The sequence below is a fragment of the Streptomyces flavochromogenes genome (genome assembly GCF_000717595.1).
Classification (GTDB): Bacteria; Actinomycetota; Actinomycetes; order Streptomycetales; family Streptomycetaceae; genus Streptomyces; species Streptomyces flavochromogenes.
This window is the reverse complement of record NZ_JNZO01000001.1, coordinates 1-22,910: the sequence shown is the minus strand read 5'-3', so window position 1 is coordinate 22,910 and position 22,910 is coordinate 1. Positions and strand designations below refer to the sequence as shown.

Here is a 22,910-nt window from a genome sequence, read left to right as displayed (position 1 = left end):
CGGGCTCTCGCGGCTCGCCGAGGCGGCCCGCGCCGCCACAGTCTCCACAGGCTGCAAGCACTGAGTGCGCAGCGCTCCTGCCCTGCTTCCGCCACGCCCCGCCCACGTCGTCGTGCGGCGGGGCGGCAGGTGGCGTGCGCCTTCTCGGAACCGAATGACGGAGTGACTCGTGAACAGTTTTGCCGGGCGCTTACCCGTGTCCACCGCGCAGCACGAAGTGTGGACAGCCCACCAGATGGACGCCGGCGGCGCCCTCCACAACTGCGGGGGATACGTCGAGATCCGGGGGCGGCTGGACGAGGGCAACCTGGCCGAAGCGGTCAGGCGGGCCGTCGGCGAAGCCGATGCCTTACGCGTTCGGTTCGTTGCTGATGAGAAGGGCCACCCGTGGCAGTGGCCGACCGATGTCGACGCACCGCTCCATCTCCGGGACTTCAGCGGGGAGAACGATCCGGCAGGCGCCGCGGAGGAGTGGGCGCGGTCGGACCTGGCCACTCCGGTCGACCTCGCGAAGGACGCGTTGTTCACCCACACGCTGCTTCGACTGGCCCCGGACCATTTCCTCTTCCATCTCCGTTACCACCACATCGTGCTGGACGGATACGGCCAGGTCCTCCACTGGCGCAGGCTCGCGCAGATCTACACCGCGCTTGAGCAGGGCACGCCGGTCCGCGAGAGGACCGCGGGCACACTCCGCGATCTCCTCGACGAGGAAGCCGAGTACCGGGCGTCGGCGGCCCAGGACAGCGACCGCGCCTACTGGCTGGGCGGTGCGGCCGAGTGGCCCGAGCGCATCAGCCTGAGTGACCGGGGGACCGGGGCGTCCCGGCCGGCCGAGCGGTTCCAGCCCTCCGTGCGGGTCGAGCGGATCGACGAGACGGCCGCCACGCACGGGACACCGTGGGCGGTCGTCGTACTGGCGGCTACGGCCGCGTACCTGCACCGGATCACCCGACAGGACGAGATCGTCGTCGGACTCCCGGTGCGGGCCCGGACCACGCGCACCGCGCTGACCACGCCCGGCATGCTGGCCAACGTCCTTCCGCTGCGGATGTCCGTACGCTCCGACATGCCGTTCCGTGAGCTCGTCCAGCACGTCGCGGCACAGGCCGGTGAGGTGCTCGCACACCAGCGGTTCCGTGGCGAGGCGCTGCAGCGCGAGCTCCGGCGCACCGGTGCGGCCGAGGAGCCCCCGGGTGTCGTCGTGAACGTGGTGTCGTTCGACGGACGGTTGCGCTTCGCCGAACTTCAGGGCACCGTCCGTCAGTTGTCCTCGGGGCCCGTGCGCGACCTCTCGATCGAGTTCTTCGGAGGCTCCGACGGCGCGGACCTCCGCATGGCGTTCGACCCCCACCCGGAACTGCACGACGCCGCGACCCTGACCGCGCACCGCGACCGGTTCGCCGCCTTCCTGGCGACCCTCGTACGGGCGGACGCGGAGGTGCCCGTGGGGGAGATCGAGGTGCTGACGCCCTCCGAGCGCGCCCTGGTCGAGAAGGAAGCCGACGCCCACGCACGGGACTTCGATCTCACCCGGCCCCTCCACGAACTGATCGAGGAGCAGGCCGACCGGACGCCGGACGCCGTCGCAGCGGAGACCGGGGACGGCTCGCTGACCTACCGCGAGCTCGTGTGCCGGGCCCGGAGCCTCGCCGCCCGTCTCCGCTCCGACGGGGTGGCGGCGGGCCAGGTGGTGGGCGTGTACGACGAGCGTTCGCTGGACCTGGTGGTCGAGCTGCTCGCGGTACTGATGTCCGGGGCGGCCTATCTGCCGCTGGACCCCGAACTCCCGGTTTCCCGGGTGGCGTTCCAGGTCGAGGACTCCGGAGCGCGGACCGTCCTGACGCGATCGGACCTCGCCGAGAGGCTCGCCGGCGCCGGGACCGGCGCGGGGGCTCCGGCCGGTGTCGCGGTCATCGCGGTCGACACGCTGCCGGCCACGCTCTCCGAGCCCGGTCCGCTCCCGCGCACCGCCGCACCCGAGGACACCGCGTACGTCATCTACACCTCGGGGTCGACCGGCCGGCCCAAGGGCGTCGCCGTACCGCACCGCGGTGTGGTCAACCGGCTCCTGTGGATGCAGGAGGAGTACGGCCTCGGCGCGGACGACCGCGTCCTGCAGAAGACGCCCTTCACCTTCGACGTCTCGGTCTGGGAGTTCTTCTGGCCCCTGCTCGCCGGCGCCGTGCTCCATCTGGCCGCCCCCGGAGCCCAGCGCGACCCGCGGGCGCTCGCCGACGTCATCCGCAGGCACCGGGTCACCACGGTGCACTTCGTCCCCTCGATGCTCGACCTCTTCCTCGCGGAGCCCACGAGCCGGGACATGCCGGCCCTGCGCCGTGTCGTCTGCAGCGGAGAGGCCCTGCGCTCCGAGACCGTGGGCCGGTTCTTCGAGCGGTACGGCGCCGGACCCGAACTGCACAACCTGTACGGGCCGACCGAGGCGTCCATCGACGTCACCCACTGGCGGTGCGCCCCGGAGGACGCCCACGGGCCGGTGCCCATCGGGCGGCCGGTCGCCAACACCAGCCTGTACGTCCTGGACCGGGAGGGGCGCCCGCTGCCCCACGGCATCGCCGGCGAGCTGTACATCGGCGGCGTCCAGGTCGCCTCGGGATACCTCAACCGCCCGGAGCTCACCGCCGCGAGCTTCGTCGACAACCCCTTCGGCCCCGGCAGGCTGTACCGCACCGGAGACCTCGCCGTGCTCCGCGAGGACGGGGTCGTCCTCTACCGCGGGCGCCTCGACCATCAGGTGAAGGTCCACGGATTCCGCATCGAGCCCGGAGAGATCGAGTCCGCGCTGCTCGGCCACCCGGCCGTCGGGCAGGCGGTGGTCACGGCGCCCCTCGGCGACGACGGCCGGCGCCGGCTCATCGCCCACGTCGTGCCCGACGGCGCCGCGCCCGAACCGGCCGAGCTCCTGGAGTGGCTGCGGGAGCGCCTGCCCGCCTACATGGCCCCTGCGCACTTCGTCACCCTCGACGCCCTGCCCCTGCTGTCCAACGGCAAATTGGACCGCAAGGCGCTGCCGATGCCGGACACGCGGCCGGTCCGCACCGTGACGCCGCCGCGGACCGCCGAGGAGAGCCTGCTCCACCAGGCGTGGCGCACGGTCCTGGGCATCGACGAGATCGGCGTGGACGACTCGTTCTTCGTGCTCGGCGGCGACTCCATGCACGCCATCCGGGTCCGGGCGGAGGTCGAGCGGGAAGGCCGTACGTTCGAGGTCGCCGATCTGCTCCAGGGCCCTTCCATACGCGAACTCGCGCGCATCGTCAGGCCGTTGGAGGACCGGGAGCCCTCCGCCGACCGCGTACCGTTCGGGCTGCTCTCCGCGGCGGACCGGCTGCTGCTGCCGGACGGGCTCGACGACGCCTACCCGCTCAGTGCCATGCAGGCCGGCATGCTCTACCACGCGGCCTACGCCGAGGACTCCTCGGTGTACCGGGTGGTGACCAGCGCACGCGTGGCGACCCGCCTCGACCAGGACGCCCTGCGGGCCGCGATCGACGACACCGCCGCCCGGCACCCGTCCCTGCGCTGCTCCTTCGACCTGGCCCGCTTCTCCGAACCCCTGCAACTGGTCCACGGCCACGTCGAGATCCCGCTGGAGACCGGCCTGGACCTCGGAGGCCTGGACGACGAGGCCCGGTTGCGGGCCGTGACGGACTGGGTCGAGGCGGCCAAGTTCACCCGCTTCGACCCGGAGATCGCGCCCCTGCTGAAGTTCGTGGCGCATCCCTGCGGCTCCGAGGCGTTCGAGCTGTCGGTGATCGAGCACCACGTCGTCCTCGACGGGTGGAGCGACATGCGCATGCTCGAAGAGGTGGTCGACCACTACCGGGCGCGCCTCGCCGGCGAGGAACTCCGCCTGCCACCGGTCCGCTCGGCCTACCGGGACTTCGTGGCCGCGGAGCGCCGCGCCCTGGCGGACGAGCGGGCACGCGACTACTGGACGGGGCTGCTGCGCGGCGCCGAGCCCACCCGGCTGGTCTCCCGCACCGCCGGACAGGAGCACCCCGACGGCGCGCGGCCGGCCGCGAACCACCGCTACGACGTACCGGTCGACGACGACGTGGCCGCGACGCTGCGGGCCCTCGCCGGACGCGAGGGACTGCCCCTCAAGTCGCTCCTCGCCACCGCGCACCTCGCCGTGCTGCGGCTGGTCGGCGGCGGCGACGAGGTGCTCACCGGCGTCGTGGCCAACGCCCGGCTGGAGGAGGAGGGCGGCGACGAGACGATCGGCGTCTTCCTCAACACACTCCCGCTGCGCCTCGACGTGTCCTCCGCCACCCTCCTGGACACCGCGCGACGGGTCTTCGACCACGAGCGCCGGTCCGCGGCCCACCGCCGCTACCCCTTCGCGCAGATGCAGCACGACGTGGGCGAGGGCCTCCAGCTCGACAGCTACGTCAACTTCATGGACTTCCACCGCGACCGGCACCGGTCGGCGGACGGTCTCATGGCCGTCACCGTGGGCGTCGCGGAGACGAACTACCCCCTGGCCGTGAACTTCCTGATCGACCCCGAGCTGGGCCGGCTGCAGCTCTGGCTCGACTGCGACCTCGCCGTCCTGCCCGAGGAGTTCTGCGCACGCCTCACCGGCTACTACGAGCGTGCCCTGGCGGCCGTGGCACGGCAGCCGTCGGAACGGCTCACCGCCGTCGACCTCATGGATCCGGCCGAGCACGCCCAGCTGGCCGCGTGGAACGACACCGCCGTCCCGTACGACCCCGACGACACCGTGCACGGACAGTTCGAGCGCCAGGTGTCGGCGCACCCGGACGCGATCGCCGTCGCCCATCGCTTCGACGAGCTGAGCTACGCCGAGCTGGACTCCCGTGCGAACCGCCTCGCACACCATCTGCGCGGCCGGGGTGTCGGACGGGGAGACCTCGTCGGCGTGAGCCTGCGCCGCGGCGCCGACCTCGTCGTCGCCCTCCTCGCGGTGCTCAAGAGCGGCGCCGCGTACGTGCCGATGGACCCGTCGTTCCCCGGCGGACGGCTCGCGGACATCGCCGCCGATTCCGGCATCGGCTGTCTGGTCAAGGGACCGGGCACACCCGACGGGATCACCGCACCGCGCGTGGTGGACATCGCCGTGGACGCGAAGATCATCGAGCGGGCGCCGGCCACACCGCCGGCCGTCGAGGTCTCCGGCGACGACACGGCGTACGTGATCTACACATCCGGCTCGACCGGCAAGCCCAAGGGCACCGCCCTCCGGCATCGCAACGCCGTCAACTTCTTCGCCGGCATGGACGAACGTGTCGGCTGCGACCGTCGGGACGTCGTCCTCGCCGTCACCAGCGTCTCCTTCGACATCTCCGTCCTCGAACTGCTCTGGCCGCTCACCCACGGCGCCAAGGTGGTCGTCGCGGGAGAGCGCGTCATCACCCGTCTCGTACCGCAGTCGGAGACGAGGGAGCGGCCCCTCGGATTCAGCCTCTTCTTCTTCGCCGCGTCCGCGGGAGCGTCCCACCGCGAGGGCTACCAGCTGGTCCTCGACGCCGCCAGGTACGCCGACACCCACGGGTTCGAGGCGGTGTGGACGCCCGAACGGCACTTCCACGAGTTCGGCGGCCTCTACCCCAACCCCTCGGTGATGTCCGCCGCGCTGGCCACCATCACCGACCGCATCGCCCTGCGCTGCGGCAGCGTCGTCTCTCCGCTGCACGACGCGGTACGCATCGCGGAGGAGTGGGCGCTCGTCGACAACCTCTCGGACGGCAGGGTCGGCCTCGCGTTCGCCGCGGGCTGGAACTCCAACGACTTCGTCCTGCGGCCCGAGAACTTCTCGGTGCGCAAGGAGCTGATGTCCGAACAGCTGGCGGAGTTCCGCAGGCTGTGGCGCGGCGAACCGGTGCGGCGGATCGGAGGCAGCGGCGAACCCGTCGACGTACGGATCTTCCCCGCCCCCGTCCAGGCGGAGCCGCCGGTCTGGCTCACCTCGGTCGGCACCGTGGGGACCTTCGAGAAGGCCGGAGCGTCCGGCGCGAACCTGCTCACCCATCTGTTCGGCCAGAGCCCCGACGACCTGGCGGAGAAGATCAAGGCGTACCGGCAGGCCCGTGTGGCCGCCGGGCACACCGGGCCCGGCCAGGTCACCGTCATGGTGCACACCTTCATGTCGGACGACACCGAGCGGGCCAGGGAGCAGGCGCGCGAGCCCTTCCGCGACTACCTCCGCAGCTCCACCGAGCTGTGGCGCACGCTCTTCGCCTCCACCGGCAAGGACCTCCCGGAGATGGGCGCCGAGGAGCAGATCGACGCGGTGATCGACATGGCGATCAACCGGTACTTCGAGACCTCCGGCCTGTTCGGGTCCCCGGACACCTGCGTCGAACTCGTCCGCGCGCTGGCCGCCGCCGGTGTCGACGAGATCGCGTGCCTGGTCGACTTCGGTGTCGAGGCCGAGGCCGTCATGGAGAGCCTCACCTGGGTCGACCGCCTCCGTGACAGCCATGACACCGAGGTCGCCGAGGGCGCCCACTCCTTCGCCGAACTCTGCGAACGCCACGGGGTCACCCTCGTCCAGGGCACCCCCTCGCTCCTCACCGCGGTGGCCGCGGAACCCGGCGCACTGGAGGCGCTGCGAGGCCTGCGTGCCCTGCTGATCGGCGGGGAGGCCTTCCCGCCGGGCCTCGCGCGGCGACTGCTCGAAGCCCTGCCCGAGGTACGGATCCACAACATGTACGGCCCCACCGAGACGACTATCTGGTCGACGGTGCACGAACTGGACGCGCTCCGGGACGCGACGGCCGACAGCATCTCCATCGGCCGGCCGATCGCCAACACCGAGGTACGCGTGGTCGACGACCGCGGCCGGCCCCTCCCCGTCGGCGTCTCCGGCGAACTGTGGATCGGCGGGGACGGCGTCGCGACGGGATACATCGGACGGCCGGAGCTGACCGCCGAGCGGTTCGTCACCGGTGTGGAGGGCACCGGCCGGTTCTACCGGACCGGTGACCGGGTGCGCCGTCGCGCCGACGGCAGCCTGGAGTTCCTGGGCCGGGTCGACCGGCAGGTCAAGATCCTCGGTCACCGGGTCGAGCCCGACGAGGTGGAGAGCGTCCTCTCACGCCATCCGAGGCTCGACGCGGTCGCCGTCACCGCCGTCGACGGAGCCAACGGCACGGAACTCGTGGCCTACGTGTCTCCCGCGGACTCCCTGTCCGACGCCTCGGTGCAGGACGCGCACGTCCGCAGCTGGGGCGAGGTCTGGGAGAGCGCCTACACAGCGTCCGGCGAATCCCCCGAGGAGGGAGGCGAGTTCGCGGGCTGGCTCAGCAGCTACACCGGCGACCCCATCCCCGTCCCCGAGATGCGGGAATGGCTGGGGCACACCGTCGACCGGATCCGCGCGCTGCGCCCCACCGCGCTCGCCGACATCGGCGTCGGCGTCGGGCTCGTCCTTCGGAACCTGGCCGACCAGGTCGGCGAGTACCACGGCGTGGACCTCTCGCCCGCCGCGCTCACCGCCGCGGCCGCCTCCCTCGGACGACCGCTCCCCGCGCACGTACACCTGGAGCAGTCCGGTCCCGAGTACCTGGCGCGCCTCGCGCCGGGAAGCCTGGACACGGTGGTGATCAACTCGGTGGCGCAGTACTTCCCCGGAACCGACTACCTGCGCACCGTGCTCACCGACGCGGTACGCGCCGTACGGCCCGGAGGCGCGGTCTTCGTCGGCGACGTCCGCTCGGTCGAGATGCTGCCCGAGTTCCACACCGCCGTGGCGCTGCACCGGGCCGGACCGCTCCAGACGGTCGAGGAGATCCGGTCCGCGGTCTCCCGCCGGCTCCAGGAGGAACGGGAACTCTGCCTGTCCCCGGCCTTCTTCCACCGGCTCGCCGCGGACCTCGACGGTGTCGGCGAGGTCCGGGTCGAGCTGAAGCGCGGCCACGCGGACAACGAGCTCTCCCTCTTCCGCTACGACGTGACCCTGCTGATCGGCGACCGGCCGGCGGCCGCCGCGACCGACCGCCGTGTCTCCTGGGACGCGCTCGACAACGGTCTCGACGGCCTACGGCGGCGACTGGCCGACAGCACCGATGACCTGGTGGTGACGGGCATCCCCAACCGGAGGCTGCTGCGGACCGCGGCCGCGGTCCGCGCCCTGGAGGAGGCCGACGGAACGGCCACCGGCTGGGACCTGGAGCGGCTCCTGTGGGACCTGGACGACGAGGCCGGAGCCCGTCCGGAGGAGCTGTTCGACCTGGCCGCCGAGCAAGGACGCCAGGTCGGGGTCCTGGTGCCACCGGGCGGCCGGCTGGACACGTTCGACGCGGTGTTCGGCGCACCGACCCCCGCCCACGACGACGCTGAGGACACGGAATGAGCGCGACCCGACCACTCGCCAACGACCCGCTGACGTCGGCCTGGGCGGCGGGACTGCGCTCCTCCCTGCGTGCCTACGCGAGGACGCACCTCCCCGACGCCATGGTCCCGGCGCACTTCGTGGTGCTGCCGGAGCTGCCGAAGCTGCCCAACGGCAAGGTGGACCGGGGGAGCCTGCCCCCGCTGACGGCCGAGGAGACCCCCGAGACCGCCTTCGTCGCCCCCCGTACACCGGTCGAGACCCAGCTCGCCCGGATCTGGCAGGACCTCCTCGGTCTGCCGAAGGTCGGGGTGGAGACCAGCTTCTTCGACCTGGGCGGCGACTCCCTGACGGTCCTGCAGATGACCGCCCAGGTACGGGAGATCTACGACGTACGCCTCGACCTCCGCAGGATGTTCGAGGACCCCACCGTCGCCCAGCTGGCGCGGATGGTCAGCTCCCAGGCCGACCCCACGGTGACCGGGGCAGGCAACCCCCGGGGCGTCACGAGCGAGGCCATGGCGGCCGACGCCGTGCTGCCCGCCGACATCGTCCCCGAGGAAGGGGCCGCACCGGCGTCGACGGGCCCGTACCGCACGGTCCTGCTCACCGGCGGCACCGGATACACCGGGGCCTTCCTGCTCCGCGAACTGCTCGACCGCTCGGCCGTCACGGTGCACGTCCTCGTCCGCGCCGACGGGCCGGACCAGGCGGGCGAGCGGGTGCTCGGGAACCTGGCCGAGTACGGGCTGCTGCGGGACGGGGACGAGGAGCGCATCGTCGGAGTCCCGGGCGACACCGGGCGTCCCTACCTCGGGCTGGACAAGGCGACCTACCACGAGCTGGCCGCCGAGGTGGAACTGATCATCCACAACGCGGCGATCTCCAGCTGGATCGTCCCCTACGCCAAGATCAAGCCGGTCAACGTCTTCGGCGCCCTCGAAGTGCTGCGACTCGCCTGCCGCACGCGGATCAAGGCCGTGCACTTCGTCTCCACGATCGGCGTGTACCCGGGCCACGAGGGGGAGCGCAGCTGGGCGGAGACCCGGCTCACCGAGGCCGACCACGTCGTCGGCGGCTACCGCCAGTCGAAGTGGGTCGCGGACAGCCTGATGCTCCAGGCCCGCGACCGCGGGGTGCCGGCCCAGGTGTACCGCCTCGGCGCCATCACGGGATCGCAGACGACCGGGGCCTGCTCGTCCGACACCTTCATCAACCACCTGATCAAGGGCTGCGTCCAGCTGGGCGCCTATCTGGACTACGACCTGCTCCTCGACCTCGTGCCGGTGGACTTCTGCGCGGCCACGGTGGTGCACACCGCGCTCTCCGGAGGCCGCGCGGAAGCAGTCCTCAACGTCCCCAGTGCCGGGTCCGTCAGCATGAACGCGATCTTCGATCTGATCGTCGCCTACGGCTATCCGCTGCGCCGCCTCGACTACCGGAGCTGGTACCGCGAACTCGCCGCCGCGGTGGAACGTGGCGAGGAGAACGAACTCGCCCTGTACCTGCCGCTGTTCGGCGCCGACCAGCCGGCCGAGGAGGTCGGCTACCGCGGCAGCAGGCCGGAGTTCCGCACCGACAACCTGCGCGCCGCGCTCGACGGCTCGGACATCGCGTGCAAGCCGGTCGACCGCGAACTGTTCGACCTCTACCTCGACTACTTCGTCTCGTCGGGCTTCCTGCCCGCCCCTCCCGGTGGCGCCGCCCGCCCCCAGACCCCGTGGAGTCCGTGATGACCGCTCCTGCCGTGCCCGCCTTCCCGATGCCCCGCCGGCATCCGCTCGACCCTCCGCCCCAGTACGGCGAACTCAGCGCCGAGCAGCCGGTCTTCCAGGTGCGTACCCCGCGCGGCGAGGACGTCTGGGTGGTGACCCGCCACGCGGACGCCCGCGCCGTGCTCACCGACACCCGGTTCAGCTCCGACCCGAAGACACCCGGCTACCCCTCCTACATCTCGGGCGACACCCCGCTGCCGCCCGGCTTCTTCCTCAACCAGGACGCACCGGACCACACCCGGCTGCGCCGTCTGGTCACCCGCGAGTTCCTGATCACCCAGATGGAGGCGAAGCGGCCGAGGATGCAGGCCATCCTCGACAAGCTGCTCGACGACCTGGTGCGGCAGGGGAACTCCGCCGACCTCGTCACGCAACTGGCCCTCCCGATGGCCGCCACCGTGATGTGCGAGCTCCTCGACGTCCCGTACGAGGACCACCGGATCTTCGTGACCCTCACGGACACCATCCTCGACCGCAGCAGCACCCCCGAGCAGGCCGAGGGCGCCGCCCGCGAGCTCATGGCGTACTTCGACGAGGTGGTCACCGCACGGGAGCAGAAGCCGACCGACGACATGCTCGGCCGTCTCGTGGCCCAGGAGGAGGCGGGGCGGATCAGCCACGACGAGTTCGTCGGACTGGCCGCCCTCCTCATGCTCTCGGGCTACGACACCATGGCCCAGATGATCGGCCTGGGCACGGCCACCCTCCTGGAGCACCCCGACCAGCTGGACGACCTCAAGGCCGACCCGTCGCTGTACCCGCAGGCCATCGAGGAACTGCTCCGCTACCTCTCCATCAACCACGCGGGCCTGCCTCGCGCCGCCACCGAGGACCTCACCGTCGGCGGACAGGAGGTCCGCGCGGGTGAGGGCGTCCTGGTGATGATCAACGCGGCCAATCGCGACGCGGCGGTCTTCGACGAACCCGACACCTTCGACATCCACCGCAAGGACCCGCAGGCGCACGTCGCGTTCGGCCACGGCTTCCACAAGTGCATCGGCCTGACGCTCGCCCGCGTCGAGCTGAGCACCGTGTTCGCCGGCCTCTTCGGCCGCCTGCCCACGCTCACGCTCGGCCGACCGCTCGAGGACCTGCCGTTCCGGCACGACATGGTGCTGTACGGGGTCCGCGGACTGCCCGTCACCTGGTGACGCCTCCCGGTGCACCCGGTCCATGCCACTCACCTCACGAAGGACGCAAAGGACGCATGATGGCGGTTGAAACGGTCTTCCTCCTGCCCGGTCAAGGGGGCTACACCCCGGGGCTGTTCGCCGGCGACGACTCGCCCGAGGTCGCGGAGGTCCTCGGCACGGTCGACCGGATAGCGGCCGAGTTCGGACGCGGCGGAGTCTCCCACCTGCTCAGGCAGCCCGACGCGCCCTCCGCGGCGGACCTGGTGCGCGCGGACTCCTTCGCGCTGCAACTCGCCGTGTTCGCCGCGGCCGTCGGCAGCTTCCGCATCGCGGAACGGCAGGAGACGCCGGACGTCGTGGTCGGCCACAGCATGGGCGAGATCGCCGCGCTGACGGTCACCGGAGCCTTCACCCCGGCCGACGGGGCACGCCTGGTCTGCCATCGCTCGGAGGCCCTCCTGGCGCACTGCCCGTCGGACGGCGGCATGGTGGCCCTGGAACTGCCCGCCGCCCGTGCGGCCCACCTGGTGGGCGCCGTCGCCGATCGGGGACTGGCCGTCGCCGTCTCCAACGCGCCCCGCCAGACGGTGGTGTCGGGGCCCGACGAGGCGGTCAAGGTCGTCGCGCGGCTCGCCGAAGCACTGGGCGTCCAGGCCACCCGGCTGAACGCTCCCTTCCCCTTCCACAGCCCGATGCTCGCGGTCGCCGCGCACGCCTTCGGCGAGGCCATCACCGGCATCAGGCAGCACCCCCTGCGCGCCGCGGTGTACTCGCCGGTGGCCGGCGGCTACGTCCAGGACGACACCGACCTCAAGGCCCTGCTCGTCCGGCAGCTCACCACCTCGGTGGGGTTCATGGCCGCCGTGCGGGAGCTGCACGCCGACGGCGCGCGGCGTTTCGTCGAATGCGGCCGGGCGGGCCTCTCCGGACTCGTCCGGCGCACCGTCCCGGAGGTGGACACCACCGGCACGGCCCGGGCCGCGCGAAGCGCCGGCGGCGCCGCCCCGGTGGGCACGCCCACCGAGTCCGCGCCGCCCGCGTCCGCTCCGGTGGCCGATTCGCTGAAGAGGGCGGAGATGCTGGGGAAGGTGTCGGCGCGTTTCGGTCTGGGGGAGTCGGCCGTGGACGGCCGTTTCGTCGCCCAGCCCACCCTGGCCGACCTGGCCGACCTGCGATTCGCTGAAGAGGGCGGAGATGCTGGGGAAGGTGTCGGCGCGTTTCGGTCTGGGGGAGTCGGCCGTGGACGGCCGTTTCGTCGCCCAGCCCACCCTCGCCGACCTGGCCGACCTCATCACCGCCGTACGGCCGTCCGCGCGCTGATCTACGAATCGGGAGCCAGCATGTCCCACGATCTCTCCGGCCGCACCGTCCTGGTCGTCGGCGCCGGCCGGCCGCTCGGCACGTCCGTGACGCGGCGACTCACCCGGCTCGGCGCGCACGTCGTGACCTGCGACGGGTACGACGAGCCCCGGATACGGGCCGCGCTCGGCCCGGCCGACGGCCGCTCCGGCCGTATCGACGCGCTCGTGAACGTCGTGACCGGGGAGGCAGGACCGCAGCATGCCCGGACGGCGACGGCCGCGGCCGTCGGCCTCGTCGCCCCGCACGGGCTCGGCGCGATCGTGCACGCGGTCACGGCGCCGCCCGCGCCGGAGACGGTGACCGACCTCGTGCGCGATCCCGGCGCCGGGAGGCGGGACGGGATCCGCGTCAACGCCGTGGTCGTGCGGGAGGACGCGGAGACGCAGGCGGCGGAGGGCGTCGCGCAACTCGTCGGGTTCCTGCTGTCCGACGACGCCTCGTCCGTCGAGGGCAGGACGCTGGTCGTCAGCGGGCCACCGGTCGGGGCCGCGCCCGCCGACGACGCGGTCGTCGTCGTGGGCATGGGACTCGCCCTGCCCGGAGCGAGCTCGCCCGAGCAGTTCTGGGAGCTGCTGAAGAGCGGCGAGCCGGTGTTCGGCGAACCCGGGGACCGGCTGGACATGGACTCCGTCTGGTCGGCGGACACCACCGCCGAGGACAAGACCTACGCGCGCGTGTCCGGTTTCATGACCGGATTCGAACCGCACCCGCGTCTGCGGGACGAACTGGAGTCAGGAGCCTTCGACAGCGAGGAGTACACGGCGCTGTGGCTCCGGCACTCGCTCCTCGGCGCCACCGAGAAGGTCACCGTCCGGCCCGGCGACCGGCAGCTGTTCGCGGTCGGCCTCACCCCCGACGGCAGTCACCACCTGGAGCACAGCCTGGTCTCGGCCGGGGTGCGGGGGATCCTCGCCGACGCGGGGCAGGAGGTGCCCGACGGCCTCGACACGCTCTACCCGCTGGCCTCCGCGTCTCCGGAGGACGTGCTGCCGTACCGGATCGCCCGCATGGCCGCGCCCGATCTCCCCGAATCCGCCGAGATCGTCGTGGTGGACACCGCGTGCTCCTCCTCCCTCTACACCGTCGACCTGGGGGTCCGGGCGCTGCGCGCGGGCGAGACCGACGTGGCCCTGTGCGGCGGGGCCTTCGCGCTGAGCGCCCAGAACCTGGTGCTGTTCTCCAAACTCCGCGGACTGTCCCGTTCCGGCCGGGTGCGCTCCCTGGACCGGGACGCCGACGGCGTGCTGTTCAGCGACGGCGCCGCGATGCTCGTCCTGAAGACGTACGCCAGGGCGATCGCCGACGGCGACCCCGTCCTCGGCTTCGTCGCCGGGTTCGGCGGATCGTCCGACGGGCGGGGCAAGGCGATCTACGCCCCCAACCCCGCCGGTCAGAAGATCGCCCTCGACCGGGCCTGGCGGTCCGCCGGCGTCACGTCCGATGACGTGGACTGGATCGTCGCGCACGCCACCGGAACGCCGACCGGCGACCGTACCGAGATGAGCGCGCTCACCCAGAGCGCGGGGCCGGCCAAGACGTGGACCATGACCTCCAACAAGTCGCTGGTCGGGCATGCCGGCTGGGCGGCGGGAGCGGTATCGGCGATCCACGCACTCCTTGCCATGCGGCACGAAGTCATCCCGGCGCAGCGGCAGTTCGACGAGCTGCCCGAGGGCGTGTCGACGGCCGTGCACGTGCCGGTCGACGACGTGCCGTGGGTCGCCGCCGCCGGGCGCCCGCGCACCGTCGGCGTGTCGGCCATGGGCTTCGGCGGGACGAACGGCCATCTCGTCCTCACGGACCGGCCCCCGGCCGCCCCGGTCGCCGCAGCGCCGCCGACATCCGCCGAGGACGACCCGATCGTCGTGGTCGCCGAGGGCGCGCATCTCCCCGGTGACCCGGACGAGCGGCGCATCGCGAGCTGGGTCTCGGGAGGAGCCGCCGACTGGCCGGCGTCCTTCGGCGAGGCCTATCCGCTGCCCTCCCCCGTGGAACTCCGCCTGGCGCCCTCGGCGATCGCGGCCATGGACCGCAGCCAGCTGATGGCCGTGCGCTGCGCCGACCTCCTCGCCGGGGACTGGGCGAAGAACGAAGCGCTCGCCGCGCGTACGGGCGTACTCGTCGGCCACACCGGGCCGACCCGGGCCGCACTCGGCGCGGACCTGCGCTGCTACCGCGACGACCTGCTCGACAGGCTGGCCGGGCCCGGCCTCCCGCCCCGGACGCTGGACGACGCGATCCGCGCCCTGTCCCGTCCCGTCAACGAGGACGCCTATCCGGGACTGATGCCCAACGTCATCGCCGCCCGGGTGGTGCAACGACTGGACCTGCACGGTCCGAACATGACGCTCGACGCGGGCCGCGACTCCACCAACTCGGCCGTGGCCACCGCCATCCGCTATCTGCGCGACGGAGAGATGGACCTGGCCGTGGTCATCGGGGTCAACGCCACGACGGACCATGTACCCACCCACGGAAGCAAGGAGAACGCGGAGGCCGCCGTCGGTTTCGTCCTGACCCGGCTGAGCGTCGCCCGGGAGCACGGCATGGCCGTCCTCGGGCGGGTGGAGCTCGTGACGGGGAGCACCCCCGGATCCGTCGAGGCCCAGGACGCCGAGCGGGTACGGGAACGCAACTACCGTGGCGCCGAGGGGGCCGTGGCGATCCTGCACGCCCTGCACGGTTCGCCGAAGCGGACGGTCGTCCGGCCGCGGGAGGACGACCACACGCCCGTGATCGTGGTGACACCGCAGGGGTGGGCCGAGACTCCCGAGAGGGAGGCCGACGCGCCCGGCAGGGACACCGGCGTTCCCGCGAGGGACACCCCGGCCCCCGCCCGTGCGGCCGATGCCACCGCGCCGGACCGGGCCGAGGCGGCCGACTCCCTGAGCGGCCATCTCGCGCGGCACGCGCTCGCGCTGCGTCCCGTGCCCGCCCGCGACGTCCGCCCCGGCATCGCGGCGATTCCCGCCGGAAGTCTCGTACTGACCGACGAGCCGGGCGCGCTGCGGAACGCCGGCATACCGGCGGACTGCCTCGTCGTCGCTCCCCGGACCGCACCGGGCGACGCCACCCTGCCGTTTCCCGTGACCCGCCTCGACCGGCCGGAGGAACTGGAGAGCCTGCTCGCCACGGACGGCCGGTCGTTCGGCCAGATCCGCGTCGTGGTCGCAGGCGCGCGTGACGCCGCCTCCGGCTGGGACGTGCCGCAGCGGGTCCTCGACCTCCACGACCTGGCCTTCATGGCGGCCAAGCACCACGCCGCCCCACTCGACGACGGCGGCTGCCTCGCGGTCCTCGCACTCGACGCCGTCGACGGAACGACGCCCCTCCCGGCCGTGGGACTCTTCGGCGGGCTCGTCCGCAGCCTGTCCCAGGAGCTCTCCGGCTGCCTGGTGTTCGCGCTGGTCGTCGACGGCGCGGACGCGCGGGCCGCCCTGGCGCGGCTGGCCGAGGAGACGGCCGCGCACCGCTTCATCCCGGTCGCGTACGACTCCGGTGGCGTGCGGCACGAGCTGATGCTGCTGCCCGTCGACGCGCCGCCCGCCGCCACGGGGCTCGGGCTGCCGGAGGACCCGGTGATCGTGGCCACCGGCGGCGCCCGTGGACTCACCGCCCACCTGGTCCACGAGATGGTGGCCGACCGTACGCCGCGCAGCGTCTGGCTGCTCGGCACGGGACCCGCGCCCGACCCGTCCGCGTCGGCCCTGGCCCGTCTGCCGCGCGCCGACGCCCTGCGGGAGCTGATGGCGCTCCACCCGTCCGAGACCCCCGCGGCCCTCAGCCGCCGCTACGACCGTGCCCTTCAGGAGCGCGAACGCGCGGCCACGATCCGGGAGCTGGAACGCTCCTGCGGCGCCGCTCGGGTCCACTACCGGCAGTGCGACGTCCTGGACCGGGACGCCGTGCGCACGGTGATCGACGAGATCCTGGCCGTGGAGGGCCGGGTGGACGTGCTCGTGCACGGCGCCGGACTGGCCCGCTCCGCGGGCATCAGCCGCAAGAAGCTCGCCGACTTCCGGACCGTGCGGGATGTGAAGGTCCGCGGCTACGCGCATCTGCGCGCGGCTCTCGGGGACCGGCGACCCGCCCTGTGGTGCAGCGTCGGCTCCGTGTCCGCGTTCGCCGGACTGCGCGGTGAGCCCGACTACGGCGCCGCCAACGAGTTCCTGCTGCTCGCCGCCGCGCACGCGCGGGCGACCGAGGGCGCGGACGAGGTGGCTCCGGCCTCCGGGCTGTGGGTCGAATCGGGCATGGCGTCCGCGGACACCCCGGGCGGCGCCTTCCTGGCCCGGCAGGGAGAGATCGGCCAGATGACCGACGCCCAGGGCCGGGAGTTCTTCCGCGCCGAACTCCGCGGCCGCGGCAGCCACGGACTGGCGACCACCTGGATCGGCGACGCCGACTGGGCGACCCTGCAGCGCCGGGCACCCGGCTTCCGCGAGGCCTGCGAGAAGGCGGCCAGGACCGTGCCGGAGCGGCGCCGCACCCCGGCACCGACCGTGCGGCGGGCGTTCCTGACCGGCCCCCGCCGGTACGACGGCACGTCGGCGCTGTGGACGTTCGAGGTCGGCCTCGACGCGCACCCGTACCTCCTGGAGCACCGGGTCGACGGCCGGCCGACCGTGCCCGGGACCTTCATCCTGGAGATGGCGGCCGAGGCGGCGGCCGAGCTGGCCCCGGGCATGTTCCCGACGAGGATCACCGAGGTCGTCCTGTCCCAGTTCATCCGGGCCGCCGAGCACCGCTGGCCGCGGACGCTGTGCGTGTCGGCCGTCCGCGACGGCGACCGGGTGCGCGTACGGATCACCTCTCCCGCGGCCGGCCCCGTGCCGGAGCGCGAGCACTCCCGCATGATGGTGCACCTGGGCCGGGCGCTCCCCGACGGTCCGTGGTGCCCACCCGCCCCGGCCGGCGGCCGCGACGCCCCCAACACCTATGAACTCTCCGGCACACCGGTCGAGTTGAGCGGAGTGTTCGGTGCGCTGCGCCGACCGCGCCTGACGGCCGACGGCGGTTCCGCGGAACTGCGCCTCACCCTTCCGCCGGGCGACGGCGTCCTCTCCCGCTTCCTCCTGCCGAGCGTCGCCCTCGACTGCCTGCTGCGTACGTCCGTACTCGACGGCAGGCGGCCCGAAGACGTACCGGTGATCGTCCCCACGGGGCTCGACTCGGTGGACCTGTACACCCCGGCCAACGACCACGAGCTGGCCGCCGACTGGCCGGACGGGCTCGACCTGCGCCACTGGTACGACCCCGCTTCCGGCGAGGAGCACCTGGCCGTGGTCGGACCGGACGGCCGCGCACTCGTCCGGGTGACCGGCGTACGGGGAGCGGAGAAGGGGGCGTACGACCCGGGCAGCCGGACGTGGCGCCCCGGGCCCGCGCCGAGCCACACGCGAGAGCCCCTGTGAACGCGAAGAGTTCGCGCGCACAAGAGACCGACAACAGCGGCACCGAGGTGCCGCGGAGCAATGAGGAGAACGTGATGTCAGCCGAAGCAGCCGTCGACAGTCAGGCGGAGAACGGGCCGGCGGCCGGTCGCGCCCGATCATGGACCTTGGCGCTGGCATCCGTCGCGATGTTCATGCTGATGCTCGACGTGACCGTCGTCAACGTCGCCCTGCAGGACCTGCGGACCTCCCTCGGGGCGGACTTCTCCGACCTGCAGTGGGTGATCGACTCCTACACCCTGACCCTCGCCGCCTTCCTCCTCACCGGCGGCTCGCTCGCCGACCGGCTGGGCCGCAAGCGGGTCTTCAACGCGGGCCTGGTCCTCTTCACCCTCTCCTCGCTCGCCGCCGGTCTGGCGCAGGACGTCCTCGCGCTCAACATCGCCCGCGGCGTCCAGGGCATCGGTGCCGCGGTCCTGTTCTCCGTCGGTCCGGCCCTGATCGGGTACGAGTTCCGGGGCGCCGACCGGGGCAAGGCCTTCGGGGTCTTCGGCGGTGTCGCGGGTCTCGCCCTGGCCTTCGGGCCGCTGGTCGGCGGATTCCTCACCGACGCGCTCAGCTGGCGCTGGATCTTCCTGATCAACGTGCCCATCGGTGTCGCGGCCCTGGCCGTCGGCGCCCTGCGCCTGCGGGAGTCGCGGGAACCGGCCGCGCACGGCGTCGACTGGCCGGGGATCCTGACCTTCGGTCTCGGTCTCACCCTGCTCGTGCTCGGATTCCTGCGCGCGGAGTCCTCCGGCTGGACCAGCGCTCCCATCGTCGGGGCGTTCGCGGGCGGCCTCGCCCTGCTCGTCGCCTTCGTGCTCATCGAGCGGGCGCGCGGCGAACGCGCCATGTTCGACCTCTCCCTGATGCGCACGCCCACCTTCACCGGAGTCTGCCTGGCCACCCTGCTGTCCAACGCGACCAGCCTCGCCGCCGTCTTCCTGCAGATCTCCTACGTGCAGAACGTCCTGGGGTACTCGCCCTGGCAGACCGGGCTGCGCTTCATGCCGATGATGATCACTCTCTTCATCGTCGCCGCGGTCACCGGCGGCCTGCTGGCCAAGGTGGCACCCGGCGTGCTGATCGGTCTGTCCATCGGCCTCATCGCGGTCGGCATGGGCCTCATGGTGCTCGTCGGCCCCGGCGACGGATGGACGGCGATGCTGCCCAGCATGATCGTCACGGGCATCGGCATGGGCCTCTTCAACCCGCCGCGCGCCGCGGTCACCATCGGCGTGGTCAGGCCCGAGAAGGCCGGCATGGCCTCGGGCATGGGGGAGACCTTCCAGCAGGTCGGCGTCGCCGTCGGGGTCGCCGCCTTCGGCGCGCTCTTCCACCAGAAGGTGGTCGACGCCTTCGTCGACTCGGCCGCGGGCACGGCACTCGCCGGACAGGCCGAGGCCGTCGGACAGCACGTCGCCACCGGCGGCACCTTCGGTCTCGCGGACGCCGTGGCCCCGTCCGTGCTGGACCAGGTGACGACCACGGCCCGCTCCGTCTTCGTCGACTCCCTGGCCGACGTCATGGTCGTCTGCGCCGTGATCGCCGCCGTGGGCGCGGCCATCGCCTTCGTCCTCATCCGCCGCCGCGATCTGCACGAGAGCGCGCAGAGCGAGTCCCCGGCGCCGACGCCGAAGCCGGCGACCGCCTGACCGGGGCGTTTCCGGCACATGCCCATTTCAAGGAGCGAGAAAGTGGGGCGAATCCCTGTGCAGCGGACCGTGAGGGTGGTCGGAATAGGGGGTTCGCCCCGGCCGGACTCGACGGCCGAGCGGGCACTCCGCGTCGTCCTGGCCGAAGCGGAACGCCAAGGGGCGGAGGTGACGTGCATCGGCGGCGCCGAGCTGGTGATGCCGCTCTACGACCCACGGGAGGGGATCCGCTCGGCGCGGGCGCTCCGCCTGGTGTCCGAGATAGCCGCCGCGGACGGCCTCGTCCTCGCGAGCCCGGCCTACCACGGGAGCATCTCGGGACTCGTGAAGAACGCCCTCGACCACGTCGAGGAGCTGCGCGACGACGCCCGCCCGTACTTCAGCGGGCGGGCCGTCGCGGGCCTCTCCGTCGCCCAGGGCTGGCAGGGCGGGGTGTCCACACTGGCAGCGCTCCGCGACGTGACCCATGCCCTGCGCGGCTGGCCCACGCCCCTCGGTGTCGTGGTGAACACCGCGACGGCCGGCTTCGGGCCGGACGGCGCGTGCACCGATCCGCATGTCCAGCGCCAGCTGGAGACCATGGCGACGCAGGTGGTGGACTTCGCCCGCATGAACGTCCTCGCGTCGGCGGCGCGGGACGCCGCCGACGCGGAGTCGCCCTCGACGGCGCGTGATGCCGGCGCCGAGGCCATGTCGTCGGTGGGGAAGTGAGGACACCCGTGGCGCCCCACCCGGCCAGCCGGTCGAGCCGGCGCCCGCTGGCACACGGAGCCGTGACCTGCCCCCGGCCCGTGCCGGGGGCCGCGCTGCGGCTGTTCCTCTTCCACCACGCCGGCGGATCGCATCTTCTCTACCGGGGCTGGGAGCACGAGTTCCCGGCCGACTGGGAGGTGTGCGTGCTGGACGCTCCCGGCCGGGGGCGTCTCGCCGACACCCCCTTCATCGACGACTGCGAGGAGTTGGTGGCCTTCTTCGGCACGGAGCTCCGGCCGTGGACGGACCGCCCCTTCGCCTTCTTCGGACACAGCATGGGATCCCTCGTCGCGTACGAACTGACCAGGCGTCTGGAGGCCGAGGGGTACCCCCTTCCCGTCTGGCTCGGCGTGTCCTCCTGCGGCGCGCCGCAGCCCGACCGCGACCGGGGGACACCCAGGGCGCGCCACCTGTTCACCGACGGCGAGCTGCGGGACTGGCTCCGTTCGGTGGGGGGCACACCCGAGGCGGTGCTGAACGACGAGGCGGCATGGCGCGTCTTCGGCCCCCGATTCCGCAACGACTTCGCCCTCGTCGACACCTGGCGGCCGGCGGCGCGTACGGAACCGCTGCGCACCCCCGTCTCCGCGTTCGGCGGTGACGGCGACCCCGTGGTCGGGCGGGAGCGGCTTTCCGCCTGGGCGGGCCGGACGGAACGCTTCCTGGGGCTGAACATGTTCGACGGCGGGCACTTCTATCTCGCGGATCACCGACGGGCGGTCGCCCGGCGCATCACTGCGGCGGTGGCTGCCGCGCGTCGTGCTGCCGGACACGCGGGGACAACCCCCGATCCATGCGCGATGCTTGGGACGTCTTGAAAGCAGGAAAGGAACCAGATGAAATTCGTCGCCTTATCCGGGAGCCTGAGGGCCGAGTCGATCAACACCGCGGTGGTGCGCACGGCGGCCGAACTGTGCCTGCCACCGGTGTCGATGACGGTCTACGAGGGTCTCGGGGAGCTGCCGTTCTTCAACCACGACGTGGAGACCGAGGGCCCGCCGCCGGAGGTCATGGCCTTCCGCGCGCTCCTCGAATCCGCCGACGCGGTGCTCATCTCCAGCCCCGAGTACGCGCACGGCACATCGGGTGTGCTGAAGAACGGCCTCGAATGGGTGGTCGGCGGCGGAGAGCTGGTGGACAAGCCCGTCGCGGTGGTCACCGCGTCGCCTTCGATGACCGGGGGCGACCGGGCCCAGGCCTGGGTCAAGGAGACCCTGGAGGTGATGGGCGCGCACATCCTCCCGGAATCGCTCCCCATCCCGCTCGCGACGGCCAAGGTCGCGGCCGGCAGGGTCAACGACGAGGAGACCCTGGGCGCCCTGAGGGACGTGCTCGCGGCGATGGCCCGGGCGGCGAAGGAGCGAGGAACCGAGGAGTGACCGGCGCCGGCGGGCGCCGGCGGGACGTCGCCGCGCCCGGCCGGGTGACTCCTCGCCCGGCGGGATGACGCCGGTCCCGGTCGGACGCCGCCGCGTCCGGCCGGGCTCGCAGTCCTTCCCGGAGCCCTCAGCGCTTGCCGATGTCCCTGAGCGGCAGCCCGCCGCCTGCGAGGACCACCTTGGAGAAGGCGCCGGCCAGTTCGGTGAGCCGTCGGGTGCCCTCCGCCCCCAGCCACTCGTAGGGCGCGACGTCGAGGCGGTCGGTGTCGGCCTCGACGGCGCGGCGCAACTCGGCACCCTCGACAGTCAGTTCACCGTCGCCACCGAGAACCCCGCGCTCCACCAGCCGTTCCCGGGCCGCCGCCCACTCCTCCGGCGACCAGCCCCGCGCGGACTGCAGATACCCGGGCCGCCAGTTCGTTCCGGTGGCGGTGTGGGACACCAGGGCCTCCAGACCGTCGAGACCGGCCTGGGAGAGCGCGACGACATGACCGTCCCCGCGGTGCTCACGCAGCAGGGTCGTGGCGTGCCACAGCGCGAGATGCGGCGCCTCGGGCGCCGGCAGGTCGGCATTGGCCGAGTACAGCGGCCGACCGGGCCGGCGGCACCCCTCGGCCGCCCGGAGCGCCAGCTCGGCTGCCTCCGCCATCTCGGGAGAGCGCAGCGCCTCGCGCCCCAGCAGCCGGGTGAGATACGCGTCCGTGATCCGCAGCCTGGCCTCCAGGACGGCGGCGGGGGAGGCGACCTCCCAGGCACGGGGAAGGTGCCGTGCGACGAGGTCCGGGTGGAAGTTGTAGAAGACCGCCGTGACCACACCGGAGCCGACCGCCCCGAGCGGCGCGGCCCGCCCGGCGAGGTACGCCATGGGACCGCCCTCCAGACCGAGCTCCGCGTAGGCGTCGTCGTGCTCGGACACGAAGTAGTACGCCGCATGGACGGGATGGTGGGCGTTGTGGCAACGCCGGGCCTCGCGCGGGGATATGGCGGTCATGAAAGCCACGCTACGGGGCGGACGCCCCCCGCGTGAGCTTGTCGGCCGCGCGGACCCGATGGAGGTGGATGAGCACGTCGTAGGCCCGGCCGAGGGCGAGGGCGGGC

9 protein-coding genes are annotated in these 22,910 nt (G+C 72.8%); 8 read left to right on the top strand and 1 reads right to left on the bottom strand.

Going from position 1 to position 22,910, the window contains the following annotated elements; all coding sequences use genetic code 11:
* The first annotated feature begins 196 nt into the window (after positions 1–196).
* The 8 genes from IF00_RS0100050 (at position 197) to IF00_RS0100015 (ending at position 21,812) form a co-directional block, all read left to right on the top strand.
* Positions 197–8,341 carry a non-ribosomal peptide synthetase gene (locus tag IF00_RS0100050; RefSeq protein WP_158710412.1) on the top strand — a complete coding sequence of 2,715 codons (8,145 nt, stop codon included), beginning with the start codon at positions 197–199 and terminating at the stop codon, positions 8,339–8,341.
* The gene (locus tag IF00_RS0100045) at positions 8,338–10,053 is read left to right on the top strand and encodes a thioester reductase domain-containing protein (protein WP_051819563.1); all 1,716 of its coding nucleotides are present in this window, start codon (positions 8,338–8,340) and stop codon (positions 10,051–10,053) included. Before IF00_RS0100050 ends, IF00_RS0100045 begins: the two co-directional genes overlap by 4 nt.
* Complete coding sequence (locus tag IF00_RS0100040) at positions 10,053–11,246, top strand: cytochrome P450 (protein ID WP_030312893.1); 1,194 nt, start codon at positions 10,053–10,055, stop codon at positions 11,244–11,246. Before IF00_RS0100045 ends, IF00_RS0100040 begins: the two co-directional genes overlap by 1 nt.
* Positions 11,247–11,302: 56 nt before the next feature.
* A complete protein-coding gene (locus IF00_RS0100035) occupies positions 11,303–18,004 on the top strand; it encodes a type I polyketide synthase (RefSeq protein ID WP_051819561.1) in 6,702 nt (2,233 codons plus the stop codon).
* A 74-nt stretch (positions 18,005–18,078) separates the two neighbouring features.
* Entirely contained in the window at positions 18,079–19,680 is a 1,602-nt protein-coding gene (locus IF00_RS0100030) for an MFS transporter (RefSeq protein WP_158710411.1), read from the top strand.
* 42 nt (positions 19,681–19,722) lie between these two features.
* Complete coding sequence (locus IF00_RS0100025) at positions 19,723–20,391, top strand: NADPH-dependent FMN reductase (protein ID WP_245234382.1); 669 nt, start codon at positions 19,723–19,725, stop codon at positions 20,389–20,391.
* Between the two features lie 62 nt (positions 20,392–20,453).
* Complete coding sequence (locus tag IF00_RS0100020; RefSeq protein ID WP_078944464.1) at positions 20,454–21,251, top strand: thioesterase II family protein; 798 nt, start codon at positions 20,454–20,456, stop codon at positions 21,249–21,251.
* A gap of 18 nt (positions 21,252–21,269) precedes the next feature.
* Positions 21,270–21,812 carry an NADPH-dependent FMN reductase gene (locus IF00_RS0100015; protein ID WP_030312888.1) on the top strand — a complete coding sequence of 181 codons (543 nt, stop codon included), beginning with the start codon at positions 21,270–21,272 and terminating at the stop codon, positions 21,810–21,812.
* 127 nt (positions 21,813–21,939) lie between these two features.
* Here the strand turns inward: IF00_RS0100015 and IF00_RS0100010 are convergent, their stop codons facing one another.
* Positions 21,940–22,803, bottom strand: a complete 864-nt coding sequence (locus IF00_RS0100010; protein ID WP_030312886.1) for an SCO6745 family protein — start codon at positions 22,801–22,803, stop codon at positions 21,940–21,942.
* Between the last annotated feature and the right edge of the window lie 107 nt (positions 22,804–22,910).

Coding starts and splice junctions, on each gene's coding strand:
- IF00_RS0100040 (WP_030312893.1), top strand. CDS start 10,053: ATGACCGCTCCTGCCGTGCCCGCCTTCCCGATGCCCCGCCGGCATCCG.
- IF00_RS0100035 (WP_051819561.1), top strand. CDS start 11,303: ATGATGGCGGTTGAAACGGTCTTCCTCCTGCCCGGTCAAGGGGGCTAC.
- IF00_RS0100045 (WP_051819563.1), top strand. CDS start 8,338: ATGAGCGCGACCCGACCACTCGCCAACGACCCGCTGACGTCGGCCTGG.
- IF00_RS0100030 (WP_158710411.1), top strand. CDS start 18,079: ATGTCAGCCGAAGCAGCCGTCGACAGTCAGGCGGAGAACGGGCCGGCG.
- IF00_RS0100015 (WP_030312888.1), top strand. CDS start 21,270: ATGAAATTCGTCGCCTTATCCGGGAGCCTGAGGGCCGAGTCGATCAAC.
- IF00_RS0100010 (WP_030312886.1), bottom strand. CDS start 22,803: ATGACCGCCATATCCCCGCGCGAGGCCCGGCGTTGCCACAACGCCCAC.